Annotated in this window: 11 protein-coding genes; 4 read left to right on the top strand and 7 right to left on the bottom strand. The window is 71.8% G+C overall.

Annotated elements, in window-relative coordinates; translation table 11 throughout:
- The first annotated feature begins 353 nt into the window (after nucleotides 1–353).
- Nucleotides 354–1,706, top strand: coding sequence for a crotonyl-CoA carboxylase/reductase (gene ccrA / locus JT723_RS20965; RefSeq protein ID WP_205046267.1), 1,353 nt, complete (start codon nucleotides 354–356; stop codon nucleotides 1,704–1,706).
- A 60-nt stretch (nucleotides 1,707–1,766) separates the two neighbouring features.
- On the opposite strand, the gene JT723_RS20960 is transcribed toward ccrA, so the two are convergent.
- Nucleotides 1,767–2,885: a ParB/RepB/Spo0J family partition protein gene (locus JT723_RS20960; RefSeq protein ID WP_205046266.1), complete on the bottom strand. Its 1,119-nt coding sequence runs from the start codon at nucleotides 2,883–2,885 to the stop codon at nucleotides 1,767–1,769.
- A 1,435-nt stretch (nucleotides 2,886–4,320) separates the two neighbouring features.
- Here JT723_RS20960 and JT723_RS20955 point away from each other — a divergent pair.
- Nucleotides 4,321–5,349 carry a helix-turn-helix transcriptional regulator gene (locus JT723_RS20955; protein WP_240165959.1) on the top strand — a complete coding sequence of 343 codons (1,029 nt, stop codon included), beginning with the start codon at nucleotides 4,321–4,323 and terminating at the stop codon, nucleotides 5,347–5,349.
- Nucleotides 5,350–5,457: 108 nt separating this feature from the next.
- Here JT723_RS20955 and JT723_RS35850 read toward each other — a convergent pair whose 3' ends face one another.
- Nucleotides 5,458–9,657, bottom strand: a complete 4,200-nt coding sequence (locus JT723_RS35850) for a carboxypeptidase regulatory-like domain-containing protein (protein ID WP_205046264.1) — start codon at nucleotides 9,655–9,657, stop codon at nucleotides 5,458–5,460.
- A 575-nt stretch (nucleotides 9,658–10,232) separates the two neighbouring features.
- Here JT723_RS35850 and JT723_RS20945 point away from each other — a divergent pair.
- Entirely contained in the window at nucleotides 10,233–14,294 is a 4,062-nt protein-coding gene (locus JT723_RS20945) for a carboxypeptidase regulatory-like domain-containing protein (protein WP_205046323.1), read from the top strand.
- 348 nt (nucleotides 14,295–14,642) lie between these two features.
- Here the strand turns inward: JT723_RS20945 and JT723_RS20940 are convergent, their stop codons facing one another.
- The 5 genes from JT723_RS20940 to JT723_RS20920 all read right to left on the bottom strand — a co-directional run bounded on the left by JT723_RS20940 (nucleotide 14,643) and on the right by JT723_RS20920 (nucleotide 18,066).
- Complete coding sequence (locus JT723_RS20940) at nucleotides 14,643–15,092, bottom strand: SRPBCC family protein (RefSeq protein WP_205046263.1); 450 nt, start codon at nucleotides 15,090–15,092, stop codon at nucleotides 14,643–14,645.
- A gap of 293 nt (nucleotides 15,093–15,385) precedes the next feature.
- The gene (locus JT723_RS20935) at nucleotides 15,386–16,243 is read right to left on the bottom strand and encodes a hypothetical protein (protein ID WP_205046262.1); all 858 of its coding nucleotides are present in this window, start codon (nucleotides 16,241–16,243) and stop codon (nucleotides 15,386–15,388) included.
- Nucleotides 16,244–16,677: 434 nt separating this feature from the next.
- Nucleotides 16,678–17,073 (bottom strand): DUF2267 domain-containing protein, encoded by a 396-nt coding sequence (locus tag JT723_RS20930; RefSeq protein WP_205046261.1) that lies wholly within the window; start codon nucleotides 17,071–17,073, stop codon nucleotides 16,678–16,680.
- A 124-nt stretch (nucleotides 17,074–17,197) separates the two neighbouring features.
- Nucleotides 17,198–17,506: an STAS domain-containing protein gene (locus JT723_RS20925; protein ID WP_205046260.1), complete on the bottom strand. Its 309-nt coding sequence runs from the start codon at nucleotides 17,504–17,506 to the stop codon at nucleotides 17,198–17,200.
- Between the two features lie 125 nt (nucleotides 17,507–17,631).
- Nucleotides 17,632–18,066: an Hsp20/alpha crystallin family protein gene (locus JT723_RS20920; protein ID WP_205046259.1), complete on the bottom strand. Its 435-nt coding sequence runs from the start codon at nucleotides 18,064–18,066 to the stop codon at nucleotides 17,632–17,634.
- Between the two features lie 114 nt (nucleotides 18,067–18,180).
- On the opposite strand from JT723_RS20920, the gene JT723_RS20915 reads away from it, so the two are divergent.
- Nucleotides 18,181–18,861, top strand: a complete 681-nt coding sequence (locus JT723_RS20915; RefSeq protein WP_372441345.1) for a hypothetical protein — start codon at nucleotides 18,181–18,183, stop codon at nucleotides 18,859–18,861.
- The last annotated feature ends 290 nt before the right edge of the window (nucleotides 18,862–19,151 follow it).

Raw genomic sequence — 19,151 nt, 5'->3', positions numbered from 1 at the left:
TTTACCGATTCCTCTGGTGTTTCCCGCCATTCGCGATTCAGCTTCCCCGACGCCCTGCGGTCCGTCAAGGCGCCGCCATCCGCTGCCGTGCCGACCGGAGCCGGTCGGCATGTTCAACTGACCGGACCGGACAGTTGAACTTCCTTTGACACAGGTGGCCGGGCTGTGACGGCTGGACGCCACAGTCGCCGGGTGCCAGCATGAATCACGCTCGCGCCCCCACAATTCGGCAGGATGACAGCGAAACGGACATCCCCGAGCGGCTGATTTCATTTTCTACTCCTGGTGAACGACACCACTCGTTACCCGTGTCCCGTTTGTTCGCGGACCGGGCCGGAAAGAGAGCCGGACATATGCAGGAGATTCTTGAGGCGATCCTCGCGGGCGCACCGGGCGACCTGGGGCGGCTTCCGGTGCCGGAGTCCTACCGGGGGGTGACGCTGCACTCCGACGAGGTGGCGATGTTCGACGGGCTGGCCGGCCGGGACAAGGACCCGCGCCGGTCGCTGCACCTGGAAGAGGTCCCCACACCGCAGCCCGCCGCGGGCGAGGTGCTGGTCGCCGTGATGGCCAGCGGCATCAACTACAACACGGTGTGGTCCTCGATCTTCGAGCCGCTGCCGACCTTCGGCTTCCTGTCCCGGTACGGGAAGACCTCACCGCAGGCCGCCCGGCACGACCTGCCCTACCACGTGCTGGGCTCGGACCTGTCCGGGGTCGTGCTGCGCTGCGGCGACGGGGTCGCCGGCTGGCAGCCGGGCGAGGCGGTCGTGGCGCACTGCCTGTCGGTGGAGCTGCACCACCCCGACGGCCACGCGGACACGATGCTCGACCCGGAGCAGCGGATCTGGGGATTCGAGACCAATTTCGGCGGGCTCGCCGAACTCGCGCTGGTGAAGGCCAATCAGCTCATGCCGAAGCCGGAGCACCTCTCGTGGGAGGAGGCCGCCGCCTCCGGGCTGGTGAACTCCACCGCCTACCGGCAGTTGGTCTCGGACAACGGCGCCCGCATGAAGCAGGGCGACACCGTGCTGATCTGGGGCGCCACCGGCGGTCTCGGCTCGTACGCCACCCAACTTGCGCTGAACGGCGGGGCGACCCCGGTGTGCGTGGTGTCCAGCCCGCAGAAGGCGGAGCTGTGCCGGCGGATGGGCGCGACGCTGGTCATCGACCGGGCCGCGGAGGGCTACCGGTTCTGGAAGGACGAGCACACCCAGGACCAGCGGGAGTGGAAGCGGTTCGGGGCGCGGGTACGGGAGCTGACCGGCGGCGAGGACCCGGACATCGTGTTCGAGCACCCGGGGCGGGAGACCTTCGGTGCCAGCGTGTACGTGGCCCGCCGCGGCGGCACGATCGTGAGCTGCGCCTCCACGTCGGGCTACGAGCACACCTTCGACAACCGCTACCTGTGGATGCACCTCAAGCGGATCATCGGGACGCACTTCGCGAACTACCGTGAGGCGTGGGCGGCCAACCGGCTGGTCGCCAAGGGGCAGGTGCACCCAACCTTGTCGGCAGTGGTGCCGCTTGAGCGCACCGCGGACGCCGTGGAAGCCGTCCACCAGGGCCGCCACCAGGGCAAGGTCGGCGTGCTGTGCCTGGCGCCGCGGGAGGGGCTGGGCGTCACCGACCCGGAACTGCGGGCCGACCACGAGCCGGCCATCAACCGCTTCCGCACCGGCAAGCCCGTATCGGCGGCGCTATAGCGCATGGGCCGACCACCGCCGCCGCAGCGGTACGGCGGCCGGCCCGCCGCAGCTACCTTGTCACACCCGCGACTTCAGCACCCCGGCGACAGCGAGGTCACCCTCACCGCGCGCCGGCGACCGCTCTGCGCCCTCGGCCCGCCGTACTTCGAGGTCGCTGGCGAACTGCAGCCAGCGGTCGGCGCACAGCCGCGCCGCGTTGGCGACGTCGGCCGCCCGGTGTGCGGGAACGCCCGCCGCCAGGTCCTGCCGCTGCGCGTCGGTGAGCAGGTGGGAGGCGAGCAGGTGCAGCAGTTCCCGGCCGGCCTGCGACATGCGCAGGCTCGGGTCTCGGCGCATGCGGGCCAGCACCTTCTCGGACAGCATGCCGGCAGCTGCCGGCTCCGGTCGGGCGGCCTCCTGCCGGGCAGGTTCCGGTCGGGCGGGCTCGAGCGGCGCGGGCGCGGCAGGCTCCAGCGCCGCGTCCTGCTCCAGCTGCCCGGCGGCAGGTCGGAGTTTGGGCGGCACGGGGTCCTGCCCCAGCCGCATGCGGTTGCGGACGTCCCGGGCCGTGGCGAGGGCGACGCCGGCTCGTCTGGCGATCTCCCGCAGCGGGGCGTCCGGGCTCTCCGCGATCGCCTTGCTGGCCGCGATGCGGCCGGCGGCGCCGTTCACCGGGCGGTTGCGGCCGTCCAGTCCTGTCCGCAGCCCGAACTGGGGCATGGCCACGGCGGCCCGGGTGCGCAGACTTCCCACCGCGCCCGGCGACAGACCCGTCACCGAGGCGATCCGGCGGTCCGACCAGTGCGGATGGCTCTCAGCGATGCGGACCGCCGCCGCCGTACGGTCCTGGCGGGACAGCGGCAGACCGTGCTCGGCGTTGAGCTTGACGGCGAGGACGAAGATGTCCTCGTCCGTGCCGTCCACCAGCCTGGCCTCGATGTACTCGTCGCCGCGCAGGACCGCGGCCAGCAGCCGGTGCGTGCCGTCCACCACCCGCATCGTGGCGCGGTGGACGACGATGGGCGGCAGCGGCGCCTGCGACTCCGCCAGTGCGCGGGCGTGCTCCGCCGTCTCCCCCGCCAGGCGCGGCGAGTCGGCGGGCAGCAGGGAACTGATGGGAACTACCTGTGTACGGCGGCGTGAGGGTCTCTCGGAGAGGGAATCCCAAGAGCCGTCGCCGTTCGGTAATAAAGACACGTGGCCCCTTCTTGGCGCTTGTGAGCGCAGCCGTCCGGACGGCCGGACGCATGCGCTCAAGAACCGGGCAAAGCCTTCGGTCGGTGGGTCGACAACCTCCCTTCTCCCCCTGGCGCACGCGTACCCGCGGACGTTACGTTCGCGCCGAACCGGCTGGTGCCCGTGCACCGACCGCAGGACAGGCCGCCCCGCTCGGTCTGCGGCTGACGGCCCGTCGGTTCACCGCATGCCTACGATGTCGATCGCCGGCCCGGGCAGCACTGCACCGGCCCGGAGCACCCGTGGTCGGAACGTTCATACGGCTTCTTAGCGACAGCTCCGCGGGGGTGTCAACCGTCTCCCGCCTTGCCCCGCCCGGCCGGGATCTACGCGCGTCCCGCGGCACCGGTTGCGGCGCCTGGTACCCGTGACCCGCGGACCCGTCTCGGACAACCTCCCGTTGAGCGCCGGTTGCCAGGGGGAAAGGGCTCGTCTAACTTTGAGCCGCCGATACTGCTTTCCACCGGACGTCGCGGGCGCGAGGTTTTCCGTGCCCGACCCCGCACAGCGGAGCCACGGACGCCGAGGACACCGTCGAAGCCACACGTGTGCACACCGGCGGCACGGGCGCCGACATCAATCTCGACCCCGCGGCGGTACGGCGCGTAGCGGCGTTCCTCTTCGCCGGCCTGCGCAGCGGCGCGCTCAGCCGCCCCCGCATCGCTGCGGAAACGGCATCCGACCTGCGAAGCGACGCGAACGGGCAGGTGGTCGTGGACGTCGACGGGGTGCCGACGCGCCCGCGCCGGAACCGTGGAATCCGGCGCCGGCACCCGACACGACAGCCGGGCCACCGGCCGGCCCGCCACGGTCCGCCGAAGAAGCCGGCGGGCCGTCACGAAGACTCCGCTTCAGGGCGGTTCAGGGCCAGCCGGCGTAGCCTTCCAAGCATTCAGCCGGCCCGTACCAGTAGTTTTGAGTGCCGGCGAAAGCCGCTGATGCCCAGCCTTTCATGCCGTTGTCGGCGACGGGGGCGGCGTAGTCGCGTGAGGTGTAGCCGTCGGCGGAGTAGGTGCGCCCGGCGGTCCAGTTGCAGAGGAACCAGTTGGACGAGCCTCCGTAGTTCAGGTACCCGACGACGTTGCTGGGATTGACGTAGCCGCCTGCGAAACAGGAGCATGCCTCACCGCTTTCAGTCCGCCGACGTCACACCGGCCACCATCTGCCCCACGCTCCTCGGCTCATACGCCCCCGGCCGCCATTTACACGTTCTTGAAGCGGGCTTCACCCCTTCGGACGCCTCCGCACCGCCACCCGGAAGACCTGACACGATCGCGGTTCGCCCATGGCGGCGCCTACGACCACTGACCCCCGCCTGGGAGGTGGTGCTTCGGGTCCGAAGGTCTCACCTTCAACCAAACGGTCTCCTTGGGCTACCGTTCGTTCGGAGGTGGCCATGCTCGAAGTTCTCGGTCTGGATCAGCCGACCGAAACGCTGTATTTCGTCCTCGTCGACAACCTGCCCCTGCCCATCGAGGAGTTGGCCCACCGCACCGGCATCGAGCCCGAGGCGGTCGCCGCGGCCATGCTCCGGTTGGAGGACGGTGGACTGGTCTCCCGGCTGCCCGGCAGCCCGGCGTGCTACACGGCGCTGCCGCCCGGGCACGCCCTCGAGGTGCTCCTGCTGGCCAGGGAGCGGGACATCCACCGGGTGCGCGCCCTGACCGAGCTTCTGACCGAGCGACACCGCGACGCGCGCCGGGATCGCGACTCGGCCTCGCTGATCCAGGTCATCAACGGCCGTGACGGCGTCGCCCGCTGTGGGCAGCAGCTGTTCAACCGCGCCGAAAGGGAGATCCGCGGCATCGACGCGCCGCCCTACGCCGAGGCCCGCGACGGCGCACGCGTCAACTCCGCGTCCGTGATCACCAGTCGCGGCGTGCGCAGCCGGTTCATCCACGCCCGCGACAGCCTCAACATCCCCGGAGCGATGGAGCGGGCGGAGGAGGACATCGCAGCAGGTGAAGAGGTACGTTTCGTTCCGGAGGCGCCGATGAAGCTGATCATCGCCGACGACCAGGCGGCGCTGATCCCGCTGATGGCCACCCCGCAGGTGCTCGACGCATGCATCCTGGTCCACCCCTCGGCGCTGCTCGATGCCTTGTCCTCGCTGTTCGAGTCGCTCTGGGCTCAAGCGCAGCCGTACATGCCGGGACGCATCGCGCCGGTCGGCGAAGACGAGTTCGTCAACGACGAGGAGCGGCGGATCATCTCGATGCTGGCCATGGGGATGCCGGACGAGACCATCGCACGCCAGCTCGGCATCGGGCACCGCACGGTGCAGCGCAGGGTGCAGGCGCTGCTCACCCGGCTCGGAGCCGCCAGCCGTTTCCAGGCGGGGGTGCTCGCCGCCAGCCGCGGCTGGTGGCTTCCGGAAGCGCCGACGGGCGCCCCCCGCGCTGACGGGCGGGGACCGGACCGCTGAGTCGGGGCCGGCCCCCGCCTGCCGTGGCCTGCGGAGACCGGCCCGATTGCCGGACGGTCCTGCGGACATGCACCGGCGGCCGCACCGCGGGTGCGGCCGCCGGGCAAGCTACTGGCGCAGCAGGGCGAAGTCTGCCGTCACCGCACCGTCCTTGACGACGCGCACGGTGCGGGTCGCGGGGCGGTAGCCGGTCGCGGCCACGATGACCGTGAGCGGGTTGTTCCTGGCCGGCAGCCACAGTGCGTAGCTGCCGTCGCGGCCCGTGGTGAGGGACACGTCGCCGTTCTTGGAGTCGACCTCGACCACCGCACCCGCCAACGGCGCGTTCGTTCCGTCGGCGAGCGGGCCGGTCACCGTGCCGCTCAGCAGTCCCCAACCGGCGGGCGGGACCACCGTCATGGAGACCGGCAGCGAGACCGAACCGTACGGGGTGTCGCTGTCGACGACCAGGGCGGCCCGGTGGGTGCCCGCGTCCGCCGAGGTCATCGCCCCGGCGTCCAGGGTCAACCGCACCGTGACCTGGCCGCCGCCCTTGACCGTCAGCTTCGTCGCCGACGGGGTGAGCCACGGCACGTCGGCGTGCGGCTGGTCGTAGCCGGCCAGCTTGTGGACCGACGCCTGCGGGACGTTGTACGCGTTGGTCCCGCCGATCGCGTACCAGCCCGGCGCGGACTGGGCGTCGAGCACCGGCTCGGCCAGGTTCGGCAACGCCGACCAGGAGTCGGTGGCCGGGTCGTAGGCGCGGGCCTCGTTGGTGAGGGCGCCTGTGCTCACCTGCGCGCCGCCGCCCACCAGCAGCCTGCCGCCGGCGGCGGTGCCGGTGGCGCCCCACACGTCGGTGGGCGCGTCGGCGACCCGGCGCCAGGAGGTGCCGGAGGGGTCGAGCGCGTAGGTGTGGACCGTGTCCTGCGGGGCCTGGCCGTCGGGCTGGTACACCCCTCCCGAGCAGTAGACGACCCCGTCGGCGGTGCCGCACGCCGGGAAGGAGATCGGCTCCGGGTAGGGCGCACCCGCCGACCAGGTGTCGGTCGCCGGGTTGTAGACCTGCACGTCGTTGGAGCCGCAGGTGAACTGGACGCAGCCGCCGATGACGTACAGCTTGTCGCCGGCAACGGCCGAGCCCGAGGCCCCGTACCCGGTGGGCACGTCGGCGATCTGGGACCAGGTGTCGGTCGCCGGGTCGTAGACCTCGCTGCCCGGGATCGGGTTGCCCGCCGCGTCGCGCCCGCTGGTGACGTACAGCTTGCCGCGGATGAAGCCGTAGGCGGGGGCGAAGCGCTTGGTCGTGGGGGCGGCCAGCGTCTTCCACCCGCCCGCCGCCGCGTCGTAGGAACCGAAGGAGCCGCTCCATACACCGCCCGGCGACTCGCCCAGACCTGCGTAGAGCGTGCCGTGGTCCACGGCGGCGACGCCGCCGAAGGAGCCGGCGGGCAGGTCGGCGAGCGGCTGCCAGGCCTGGTCGTCCGGCGCGGCGGGGGCCGACGAGGAGGTCGCCGCCGGCGCGGTGTCGAGCAGGGTGTCGGGCGTCAGTGCCGTGGGTGTCCTGCGTGCCGCGGGACCGGCCGCGCCGGACTTCGGCCCTGCCAGGTTCTGCTCGCCCAGCGAGAAGGTGGCGGGCGAGCCGCCGGTGTTGCGCACCTTGACGTCGACGGTCCTGCTGTCCGCCCAGGCCACGTTCGCGCTCACCGCGGAGACGCTGTACTGGAGTTGCGCGGGGTGCAGTGCGAAGTCGGCCGAGGTGACCGCGCCGGGCCGCACGTCGGCCTTGGCGGTGACCGCCGGGTAGCCGAAGCCCGGCAGGCCCGCGGTGAACTGCTGCTTGCCGGTCCGGCCGGAGAACAGCCAGTACAGGCCGTCGCCGACGGCCGGGTCGCCGGGCGAGGCCACGCTCCGGCCGGAGTCGGACGGGACCGCGACGCCGCTGACCGTCGCGCCGAGCACGCCGGCACCGGTGTTGGCGTCGGTGACCCGGCCCACCACCAGCCCGCCGGGCCGGGTGACCAGGGTCGGGGTGCCCACGGCCACGTCGTCGATCTGCCAGATGCCGGTGAGCGAGCCGGTGAAGTGGAAACGCAGCCGCACCGAGGACTTCCCGGCGTAGGCGTCCAGCGACACCTCCTGGTGCGAGGGGCCGCCGATGATGTCGGTGTGGTGCCACAGCGTGGTCCACGTGGCGCCGCCGTCGGTGCTGGCGTCGACGTCGGCGGTCAGGTCGCCCAGCCGGTACAGCGAGGGCAGAGCGGTCTCGAACTGCAGCTCGGGCCTGGTCTGCGCGCTGAAGTCGTAGGCGGGGCTGATGAGTTCGGTGTCGGCGGGTGACCAGCCCAGCGCGTAGTCGTCGACCTCGGCGAAGCGGCCGGTGGCGCCGGTCTGGTTGCCCCGGTTCAGCGGGTCGTCGAACTGCCAGCCGCCGGCGGCGGTGTTGTTCTTGACCGTCCAGCCGCCGGGGGTCGCGGAGGTGGCGAAGGACTCCAGGCCGCCGCCGAGGTAGTCCTTCCGGTAGCCGGGCGGGAGCGTGCCCGTGGCCTTGACCGGCAGGGCGAGGTCGACGGTGTCGGGGCCGGCGCCCACGGCGACGGTGGCGTCGGCCGGCTGGTAGCCGGGATAGAGCGAGGTGGCGTGCAGGGTGTAGGTCCGGTTCATCGGTACCCGCAGCGAGTAGCGGCCGGTGGCCGGGTCGGTGAACACCGTGCCGGGCACGCCGTCCACGCTGAGCTTGGCGTACAGGCCCCAGCCGTGCTGCCCGCCGTCCTTGACCGTTCCGGAGATCGTCTGTGAGGGCACGGCCACCAGGCCCGCGTCCTCGGTGAGCGCCGCGCCGTCGTCGACGCGCACCTGGCCCAGGTCCTTGTCCGCATACCCGAACGCCGAGATGCTCAGCGGGTAGGAGCCCGCCGGGATGTCGAGCCGGTAGCGGCCCTGGGCGTCGGCGGTCGCCCGGTAGTCGCCGAGGCTGATCTCCGCGCCGGATACCGCCGCCCCCGTGGCCGCGTCGGTCACGGTGCCGCTGACGCTGCCGTGCGGGCCGGGCTTGAAGGCGGCCGCTCCGTCGGGCGTGCCGAGGCCGGTCGGGCCGTCGTAGCCGGGCTGCGCGGCGCAGGTGAACGCAGGTGTGCAGTCCGGCACCGGGCCGTAACCGCACAGCGCGCTGTCGGAGCAGCTGGCGTCGTCGCCGCGTGTCACGTCGTTGAGCGCGCCCGGCTGCTGGTACGGGTACGCGGCCGGGTAGGTGCCCTCGACCGGCGTGCCGGCCAGCGCGTACACGCCGGCGATGATCGGCGCCGACGCGGACGTGCCGCCGTAGACGTTCCAGCCGCCGTCGGAGAAGGTGTTGTAGACCGCCACGCCGGTGGCCGGGTCGGCGACCGCGCTGACGTCGGCGACCGAGCGCCCGGCGCAGTCGACGCCGGACTGGAAGGGCGGCTTGGGTTCCACGTCCGAGCAGCCCGAGCCGGTGGCGCCCCAGTGCGGTCCGTCGGCGTTGTAGGTCACGCCGTTCCAGACGGATTCGCCCCAGCCGCGGGCGCTGCCGTCGCGGACCAGCGAGGTGCCACCGACCGACGTGACGTAAGGCGATGACGCCGGGTAACTGACGCCGTAGCCGTCGTCGCCGGAACTGAAGACCACCGCGACGCCGGGGTGGTTGAAGTACGCCTCGTCGTAGGCCAGGTTGTCGGTGCTGTCGTAGTACGCGCCCCAGGAGTTGGAGACGTACTTCGCGCCGAGGGACACGGCCGTGTTCACCGCGGTGCCCAGGTCGTCGGACGTCGTCGCGTCGGCCTCGACCAGCAGGATGTGGGCCTGCGGCGCGATGGCCGAGACCATGTCCAGGTCCAGCGAGATCTCGGCGGCCCAGCCCTCGTCCGCCGCGGGATAGGCGGCGCCGCCGTGCTCATCGGCCTTGCGGAAGCAGCCGTTGTCGGTCGTGCAGGCCGGAAGGCCGTACTGCCGGCGGTAGATCGCGAGGTCGGACTCGGCGTTCGGGTTGTCGTAGGCATCGACGATCGCGATCGTCGCGCCGGCTCCGCCGTCGGCCGGCAGGTCGTAGGCCGACCGCAGGTCGGCGGGCGCGTAGCCGTCCGGCGCCAGGGCGGCCCCGGCGGCGTCGCGCTTCACGCCGAGCGCGGCGGTGTGGTCGGTGCGGCGGAGCGTGAAGCACGTGAAGTGGCCGGGTTTCGGCGTTCCGCAGGCCGGTTCGGCGGTCGGCTTACCGGTGGCGGTGGCCGGCGGCGGAGCGGCGAGTGCCTGCTGGGGCAGCAGGACCGCGAGGACGGCGAGGACGGCAGCGGCAGCTATGCGCCGCAGCATGCGCGCTCGGCCCGCGGAGGAGCGTTGGGCTCGCAAAGATGACTCCAGAAAGTGACGACAGGTGAGGCTCACGGCTGATCGGTGGGGCACGGGGGGATGTACGCAGAGCGCTGGGACGCGCGGAAGCAGACTGACCAGCACAAAGTTCCAACCGGCACGATCCGCCGGTCAATGCGGACCCCTGGCGGCTTGCCGCCGTGACGTGTTCACGCCCCGAGAGGGACAGCTGGGAAACAGGGGGCTTACCGGTGCGTCAACCGGCCTGGCCCACCACGGGGTTCACACCGTATTCCCACAGAAACCCCCACCAACTCCCGTCCGTTCGCGAGTAGTTCAGCTCACACCGCTGACACACGGTCATGTAACATCACGGTACGTGATCGTTGACATGGCTTGAACATGCCTCGCCTAATAACTCCCGGTGATTGCACGTGCATTCACCGTCGCCCCAGATCCGTACACGGGTCGACCCCTGCAAGAACGCATGGAGTCACGCGTTGCGCATTTCGACGAGAACCAGACCACCTCTCCGGCGGACGATCTTCGCCGGCCTGGCCGTGGCCAGTGCCACCGCACTGGCCGTCCTGGGCGTGCAGGCTCCGGCCGGTGCCGCGGCGCCCGCCGCCGCGGCCCCGGCCGCAGCCACCGACGCACACCCGCTCCTGGAACCGTCCTGCACCACGCCCGGCAAGGACGAGTTCACCTGCTACGCCCTGCGCCGTGCCGACATCAAGCCGGTCAAGGGCCTCACCGCGGCCGCCGTCACGCCCAACGGCTGGGGGGCGAACGACCTGCAGAGCGCCTACAGCCTGCCGACGGACGGCGGCGCGGGACAGACCGTCGCCATCGTCGACGCGTTCGACGACCCGAACGCCGAGGCCGACCTCGCGATCTACCGCCAGCAGTACGGGTTGCCGGCCTGCACCACCGGCAACGGCTGCTTCAGCAAGGTGGACCAGCGCGGCGGGGCCAACTACCCCTCCCCCGACCCCGGTTGGGCCGGTGAGATCTCTCTCGACCTGGACATGGTCTCCGCGGTCGCGCCCTACGCGCACATCCTGCTGGTCGAGGCCGACGACAACAGCTTCGAGAACCTCGGCTCGTCGGTGAACGAGGCCGTCGCGCTCGGCGCGAAGTTCGTCTCCAACTCCTACGGCAGCGACTACCGCGGCGGCAACGGCGAGGACCCCTCCGAGACGACCGCCTTCGACGCCTACTTCAACCACCCCGGCGTCGCGGTGACCGTCTCGACCGGCGACTACGCGTACGGCGTCGGCTACCCCGCCGCCTCGCAGTACGTCACCGCCGTCGGCGGCACCACGCTGACCCGCGACGCCGGCACCGCCCGCGGCTGGACGGAGTCGGCGTGGGACGACGCCGGCTCGGGCTGCTCCCTCTACGAGCCCAAGCCGGCCTTCCAGAAGGACACCGGCTGCGCCAACCGTGCGCTCGCCGACGTCTCGGCGGTGGCCGAGGGCGTCGCGGTCTACCAGACCTACGGCGCCGGCGGCTGGTCGGTCTACGGCGGCACGAGCGTCTCGTCGCCGATCATCGCGGCCGTCTACGCCGACGCCGGCACCCCGGTCGCCGGCTCGTACCCCAACGCCTACCCCTACGCGGCGGCTTCGGGGATCAACGACATCACCACGGGCTCCAACGGCTCGTGCTCCCCGGCGTACCTGTGCACCGGCGGCGCCGGCTACGACGGCCCGACCGGCCTGGGCACCCCCAGCGGCCTCGCGGCCTTCCGCAGCGGCCCGCACGGTGAACTGACCGGCACCGTCACCGACTCCGCCACGGGCAAGCCGATCTCCGGCGCCACGGTCAGCGCGGGCACCGACGTCGCGCACACCGACGCGGCGGGCACCTACGACCTGTCCGTCCCCGTCGGCACCTACGACGTGACCGTGGACGCGTTCGGCTACGCCACCACGACCGACAAGGCCGTGGCCGTCGCCGACGGCTCCACCCTCACCAGGGACTACAGCCTGACCCCGGTGCCGAGCCAGACCGTCTCCGGCAAGGTCACCGACGGGTCGGGACACGGCTGGCCGCTCTACGCCAAGATCACCGCGGACGGCGTCCCCGGCTCGGTGTGGACCGACCCCGCCACGGGCTCGTACTCCCTGCCGCTGCCCCAGGGCCACGACTACACGCTGCACGTCGCGGCGAACGACCCCGGCTACCAGACCGTCACCAAGACCCTGACAGTTGGTGACAGTTCGGCCGGACTGAGCTTCTCCGTGCCCGTCGACACCTGGGCGGGCACCGCCCGCGGGTACACCCAGCAGCTGAACGGCACGACCGAGCCGTTCGACTCCACCGACGCCGCCCCGCAGGGTTGGAGCGTCGTCAACGCCGAAGGCACCACCGGCGGCTGGGAGTTCGACGACCCGGGTTCGCGTGGCAACAAGACCGGCGGCGAAGGCGCGTTCGCGGTGGCCGACAGCGACCACTTCGGCGGGGCCGCCACTCAGGACACCCAACTGATCAGCCCCGTCTACGACTTCACGGGCAAGAACTCGCCCGAGCTGGCCTTCGACACCGATTACCACGCGATCGGCGGGCAGACGGCCGAGGTGGACGCCACTTCCGACGGCGGCGCGACCTGGACCCAGGTCTGGTCCACCGCCTCGGGCATCGACGGACCGGCCAGGTTCGAGGTGCCGCTCACCGACTTCGCGGGCAAGGCGGCGGTGCAGGTGCGGTTCCACTTCACCTCGCACTTCGGCTGGTGGTGGTCCGTCGACGACGTCTTCGTCGGCAACCGTGAACTGACCACCGTCCCCGGCGCCCTCGTCGTGGGCACCGTGACCGACGCCAACACCTCCGACGGCGTGGTCGGCGCGAAGGTCGCCGGCCAGGACGACCCCGACCAGAGCGCCACCACCGTCGCCACTCCCGACGACCCCGACCTCGGCGACGGCTTCTACTCCCTGTTCTCCACCGGCTTCGGCAGCCACGCCTTCGACGCCGCCAAGGCCCGCTACGCCACCACCGCCAAAACGGTGAAGGTGAGCGCCGACAGCGCCGTGGAGGCGGACTTCGCACTCAAGGCCGGACAGCTCACGGTCACCCCGGGCACGGTCGACGCCACCGTCGGCTGGGGCGGGAAGACCAGCCGGCAGCTCACGGTGAAGAACACCGGCGGTGCTCCCGCCACGATCAAGCTGAGTGAGCGCTCCGGCGGCTTCCAGGTCCAGGAGCAGGGCGCCCCGCTCAGGACGGTCGAGGGCACGTTCTCCCCGCTGTCCAGCAAGGCGCACCCGTCCGGCAGCAGCCCGGCACCGGCCGCGGGACCGTCGGACGACGCATGGCAGACGGCTCCTGACGTCCCGAGCGCCGTGATGGACAACGCCGTCGGCACCTACGACGGCAAGGTCTACTCCGCCTTCGGCTACACCGGCTCCGCCGACAGCAAGGACCTCTACGTCCTCGACCCGACCGCCGGCAGCTGGACGAAGCTCGCCTCGGCGGCGGACACCCGGGAGGCCGCGGCACACGGCTTCATCGACGGCAAGCTCTACGCCGTCGGCGGGTGGGGCGCGTCCGGCAACCCGGACCCGAAACTGGAGGTCTACGACCCCGCCGGCGACACCTGGGGCACCGGCGCCCCGGCGCCCAAGGCCTACGCGGGATCGGGCACCGCGGTCCTCGGCGGCAGGCTCTACATGATCGGCGGCTGCGGCGCGAGCGCCTGCGGCACCACCGACGCAAGTGCCTACGACCCGGCCACCAACAGCTGGTCCGCCATCGCCGCCTACCCGGAGCCGATCTCCTGGCAGTCCTGCGCGGCCATCGACGGCCTGCTCTACTGCGCGGGCGGCTTCTCGGGCGACTCCGAGGTCGCGCACGCCTACGTGTACGACCCGGCCGGCGACAGCTGGTCGCCGGTGGCCGACCTGCCCGCTCCGCAGTGGGCATCGTCGTCCGCCTCGGCCAACGGCCTGCTGCTGCTCTCCAGCGGCGTCAGCCAGAACGCCCTGACCAATCGCGGGTACGCCTTCGACCCGAAGTCCGGCACGTGGAGCGCACTGCCGAACGCCAACGTCCCGACCTACCGGGGCGGCGGCGCGGCCGGCTTCTACAAGGTCGGCGGCGGCGACGCACCCGGCTCACCGGTGGCTTCGGTGGAGTTGCTCCCGGGGTACGCGCAGGAAGGCGCCGCGGACGTCAGCTGGCTGAGCGAGAGCACGCAGGAACTCACGCTGCAGCCCGGCGCGAGCTCGACGGTCACCGTCACACTGGACGGATCGGTTCCCGAGGTCACCCAGCCCGGTGACTTCACCGCCGAGGTCACCGCGGGCAGCGACACCCCCTACCCGGTGGCCGCGATCCCCGTCGGCCTGCATGTCAGCCCGCCCAAGACCTGGGGCAAGACGAACGGCACCGTCTACGGCGTCACGACGACCGGCGGCGCCGCCCCGCTGGCCGGAGCCACCGTCCAGGTCGACAGCTGGGCGTCGACGTACACCCTGACGACGGCGGCCGACGGCACCTACGCCCTGTGGCTGGACACCCGCAACAACCCGCTGACGGTCATCGTCGCCAAGGACGGCTACCAACCGACCGTGGCAACGGTGAAGATCAAGAAGGGAGTAGCGGTCATCACGGACTTCACACTCAAGAGGAAGTAGCGCGGGCCGGGCGGTGGGCGCATCCCCACGGGATGCGCCCACTCGCCGTCCGCGGCCGCCGGCCCACCGCGTCGCTGACCATCGGAGGACCGCCACCGGTCAATGCCGGAGATGCCGGCGGAGGACCGGTCGGTGCCGTCGTGGGCGGCGAAGGCACCGCGGTCGGCGCAGTCGGCGCCACGGCATCCGCACGGATCACCGGAAGGAAGGCAGAGCAGCAAGCCGAAAAGTCCGCTTCCGTTCAGCTGGTGGCAGCCGCCCGAGAAAGCCGGATGGGTGGTGCCCACACCGTGTGGTGCGGGCACCACCCCCTTGCGTTCGACCGCGACCGTCGCCGGGACGCCCCGGTCAGACCTGCCCGCGCCACGCCCCGGACTCGGTGCCTCGGGCCTCGATGTACTGCTTGAATCGCTTGAGGTCGCCCTGGGCCTGGCGGCGGACGAAGCCGAGCTTGTCGCCGACGGTCTCGACGATGCCCTGCGGGTCGTGCTCCAGCTGCAGCATGACCTTGGTGCGCGTGTCGTCGAGCCGGTGGAAGGTGACGACCCCTGCCTGGCGGGCATCGCCTTCCACGGTCGTCCACGCAACCCGCTCGTCCGGTATCTGCTGGGTGATCTCCGCGTCGAACTCGCGGGTGACCCCACCGACGGATGTCACCCAGTGGGTGAGGGTGGGGGTGCGCTGCTCGATGCGCTCGACTCCGTCCATGAACCGAGGGAACTCCTCGAACTGCGTCCACTGGTCGTAAGCGGTGGTCAGCGGTACCTGGACCTCGACCGATTCCTCGACGACCGACATGGTCGTGTTCCTTCCTGTCGTGCCGGATGCGTACCTGGGGCGCGTGCCCGGTATGCCGCTGACGATGCGGGTGACCCGCCGTTCCGCATAGGCGAGGCAAACTTGTTGTCATCGGATCAGCACGCTGCTTGGGTGGGCAGCGCGCTGTCCATCGGCTCCATCGGCTCTTCGATGTCCGTCGGCTCGATCGGCTCGGCGATGCCCCTGGTGTCACTGGCATCCATTCAGAGCAGCGCAAGTGCGCTGTCGACTGAACCGCAGAGGTGGCGTAGGCGTGGTCGGCGCCCACGACATCAACCGGCGCCGGCTTGCCGTGGCGCCGCCCGGTACTCCAGTCCGCGCAGGAGGGCGTCCCGTACGCTCGCCTTCAAGTGCCGGGTCCACGGCGGGTCGGTCTCGCCACGCATCGTGCTCCAGCAGGCGAGGGCGTAGCCGTACTCCACGGGGCTCAGGTACCCCATCCGGTGCAGGGGCTCGTCCCTGCGGCCGGTGAGCATCCGGTCGGTGAGCTCACCGACCGGCATCACCGAGTACCCGGCCGCCTTCACGTAGTCGTCCGCGGCATTGGCCGACAGGACGCCCATGCCGAGGTAGACGGTCACCAGGTCGGTGAGCCGCTCCTCCTCGCCGTGGGAGATGCGCAGCCCGGCGACGCGCCCCTCGCCGACCAGCCGGGCATGCGCCAGCTCGTGCGCGACCAGCCCCGCGAACGAATCCGGCCGGGCCGCCACGCGGCGGTCCAGTTCGATCACCGCCCGGCCGAGTACCCGGCGGTACTCACCGACCTGGTGCTTCCTGCCCTGGACCTCCTCGGGCGAGTCCACCAGCAGCACACCGATGCGGGAGACGTCGGCGCCCATCACCGCGCCGACCTGCCGCACCAGCAACTCGGCCTCCTCCTGCGTGCCGGTGAAACCTGCGGGGACGAAGCCCGGGAGGGCGATCTCGCGGCGCGGCGCCGCGGGCCCGAACTCCTGGGCACACCAGTGCAGCCACCGCTCGGTCCAGGTCCGCTGTTCCTCCGGTACGGGGCATGTTCCCCGAGAGTCGGTCCGCAGCCACGGTTTCTGCCCCGTCGTGCTGATTCCGGCCGACGGCCGGTCGCTGCCACGTAGCCAGTCCACCATCCGGCCCGGCACCCAACCGCCCATGACACCCCCCCGCGATCCCGCGGGCCGGCCCCGGCCCGCCCTCTCGTCCTGACATGGGACGTGCCGCGATCCCACAACGGTTGCACCAACCGGGGCAAGCGGTCGCGAACCGCCCATGGTCGCATGTCGCGGTGCGGGAAGCCGTTTCGAGCTACCGCCTGTTGAAGCAGGCGGTGCTCCGGGCGTACTGGTACTTGGGCAGGATCGCCCCCGGCCTTGACGAACAGCGGGGTCTCGCCGGTACGCGCCCTGTAGACGAAGGCGTCAGCGTCGGATCCGGCGTGCCGCCCTGACCGACCCCCGCGCCGGTCATCGGCTGCGGCGACGACCTGCGCCACCTCCCGACGCAGGCCACCGCAATGACCTGAGCAGCGGCGGCCGCCCCGTGCCGGCGAGCACGGGGCGGCCCTGCTGTGCGTCTGGTGGATGCCTGGTCAGGCGGCGGCTTGGAGGTCGGCGCGGCAGAACAGGAGTGCGTAGCCGCGCGGCAGTCCGGCAAGGATGCGGTCCGTGAGAGACTGCCCGGCGACCTCGGCGAGGGCGGCGAGAGCAGAGGTCGTGTGCCAGCGGGCCTGGGCCGGGGCGGCGTTGAGTGCGTCTGCCACGGTGGCGACGAAGGCGGGGGCGTCGGCGTGCTCGGTGAGGGGGATCTGTGCGGCGAAGTGCGTACGGGCCTCGACGGGGAGCACGGCCGCCAGTTCGCAGCGTTCCTCACCGACGAGCCGGCCGCCGAGCGCGGCCAGGACAGCGCGCAGGACGTCGGCGGCTTCCTGGTCGCTGTCGTAGCGGCCGCGGTCGCGAACCTGCGCGATGAGGTGGTTCCAGGTCATCTGGAGCCTTTCCGTGATGTCGGTCAGCGCTGGAGGCGCTGCGGGTCAGGGGGGGTGGTCGGACTGCGGGCGGCCGAAGAGAGCGCCGTAGCCGGAGGGACAGCCGGGTGCGGACGTCACGTGGTCACAGCGCGCGCCGCGGAAGGTCCGGGCGCAGGCGGCGGTCCAGGCCGGTGAGGCGGAGGAGCCGGAGCACCGGGGCGCCGGCTCCGCGGAGGATCAGGTTGCTGCCGCGGCGGTCGGCCTGGTTGCGGGCGTTGACGAGTTCGCGCAGGCCGGCGCAGTCCATGAAGGTCACCTCTGACAGGTCGAGCGTGACCTCGCGGTGGGTCCGCAGCGCTGCGAGCAGTGCGAGACCGAGCGCCGGCGCCGTGTCGATGTCGATCTCGCCGCACGCCGTCACCACGGCGGTGTCCTGAAGCTCACCCTGCATCGGCTTCTCGCCTCCGCGCGCATCGCGTCCGACGCGTGCGCAGGACCGCGGAATCCGCCCGGGCGGGCGCCCCGGCCCGGTCCCGTGGGACCGTGTCGGGGCGCCCGCGGCCGCGGTCGGGGCGGTCAGGCCTGGATCTGCTTGCGGTCGTCCTTGCGGTTGACGGCGATCCTGCGCGGCTTGGCCTTCTCGGCCACCGGGATCCTAAGGGTCAGTACGCCGGCGTCGTAGTCGGCGCTGATGCCGTCCGGGTCGAGGGTGTCGGACAGCACGACCTGGCGGGAGAAGACCCCGAGGGGACGCTCGGACAGCTCCCACTTCACGCCGTCGCTCTCGTGGCGGGGCCGCCGCTCCGCCTTCACGGTCAGCATGTTCCGCTCGACGTCGATGTCGATCGCCTGCGGGTCCACGCCCGGCAGGTCGAAGCACATCACGTACTCCTCGCCGGTCCGATACGCGTCGAGCGGCATCGGAGTGGGCCGGGACCAGGTTCCCGTGGAGCCGAGGAACTGCTGGGTCAGGCGGTCGAGTTCCCGGAACGGGTCAGTGCGCATCAGCATCGCGAACACCTCCGTTTGCTCTGTACAAGGTGCCAGTGCGCTTCACCTGAATCCGTTGTAACATGTCATCCATCGGATGACAAGTCGAGATGTCATGGAAAGGGTGACGCCACTGTGAGTGGGGAGACAGAACCGTCCGCGCCGGGGGGCGGCGCCCCGGGCGAGCCCGTGTCGTTCATGGCGGCGGTCGCCGCGCTGTCCGCGATCGAGGACGCGGTACGCGGCGCCCAGGACCCCGCCGGACGCCCCCGCGGTGAACCGCCGACCGCCGCCCACCAGGCCATGGCCGCCCTCCTCCTGCTGCGTGAACTGCGTACCCAGCTCGCCGGCTGGGAGGCCGGCATCGTGGAAGCCGCCAGGGCCGCCGGCGCCACCTGGGCCGACCTCGCCCCGCCCATGGGCGTTGCAAGCCGGCAGGCCGCGGAGAACCGCTACCTACGGCTGCGCCCCTGGGCGCCAGGCACGACGCAGACCGGCGCCGAGCGCGTGAAAGCCGTACGCGACCGCAGGGCAGCCGACCGCACGGTCACCGACTGGGCCCGCACCAACGCCGCCGACCTGCGCACGCTCGCCGCACGGATCACGGCCCTCACCGACCTGCCCGCCGCGGCCGACCCGGCACTGCACGCCCTGCACACAGCCCTCGGCGCCACCGACGCCGCCGACCTCATCGCACCGCTGACCCGCATGCGCCCCCACCTCGGCACCGGCCACCCGGACCTCGCGACCGGCATCGACACCCTCACCACCCATACCGACAACCTCCGCCAGGCCAGCAAGCGCCGCCGCTCCTGACCCCCGGCAACCTCCTCACCCGAGCGCCACCTCACCGCCCCACCCGCGCGCTCCGGACAAGCGCCGCCGTGGACGAGTCCCGTGCCCGACTACGTGCGACCGGGTGTGACCACGTCGGAACTTCCCCTGGGGCCGACTCCCCAAAAGCAGTGTCCGGCAGCTGAGTTGCCCCACGACGGACAGCCCGCCCGCCAGATGCCGCAGCACATCGTCCTGGCGATACGAGAGCGAACCCTGCACCGCATCGACGAAAGCGGTCGCCCCCGACCACGCGTCGTCGTAGAGCGCAA

This window comes from Actinacidiphila bryophytorum, from assembly GCF_016916835.1.
In the GTDB taxonomy this organism is placed as follows: domain Bacteria; phylum Actinomycetota; class Actinomycetes; order Streptomycetales; family Streptomycetaceae; genus Actinacidiphila; species Actinacidiphila bryophytorum.
The sequence above is the reverse complement of the archived record's forward strand: the minus strand, read 5'-3'. Positions and strand labels throughout refer to the sequence as shown.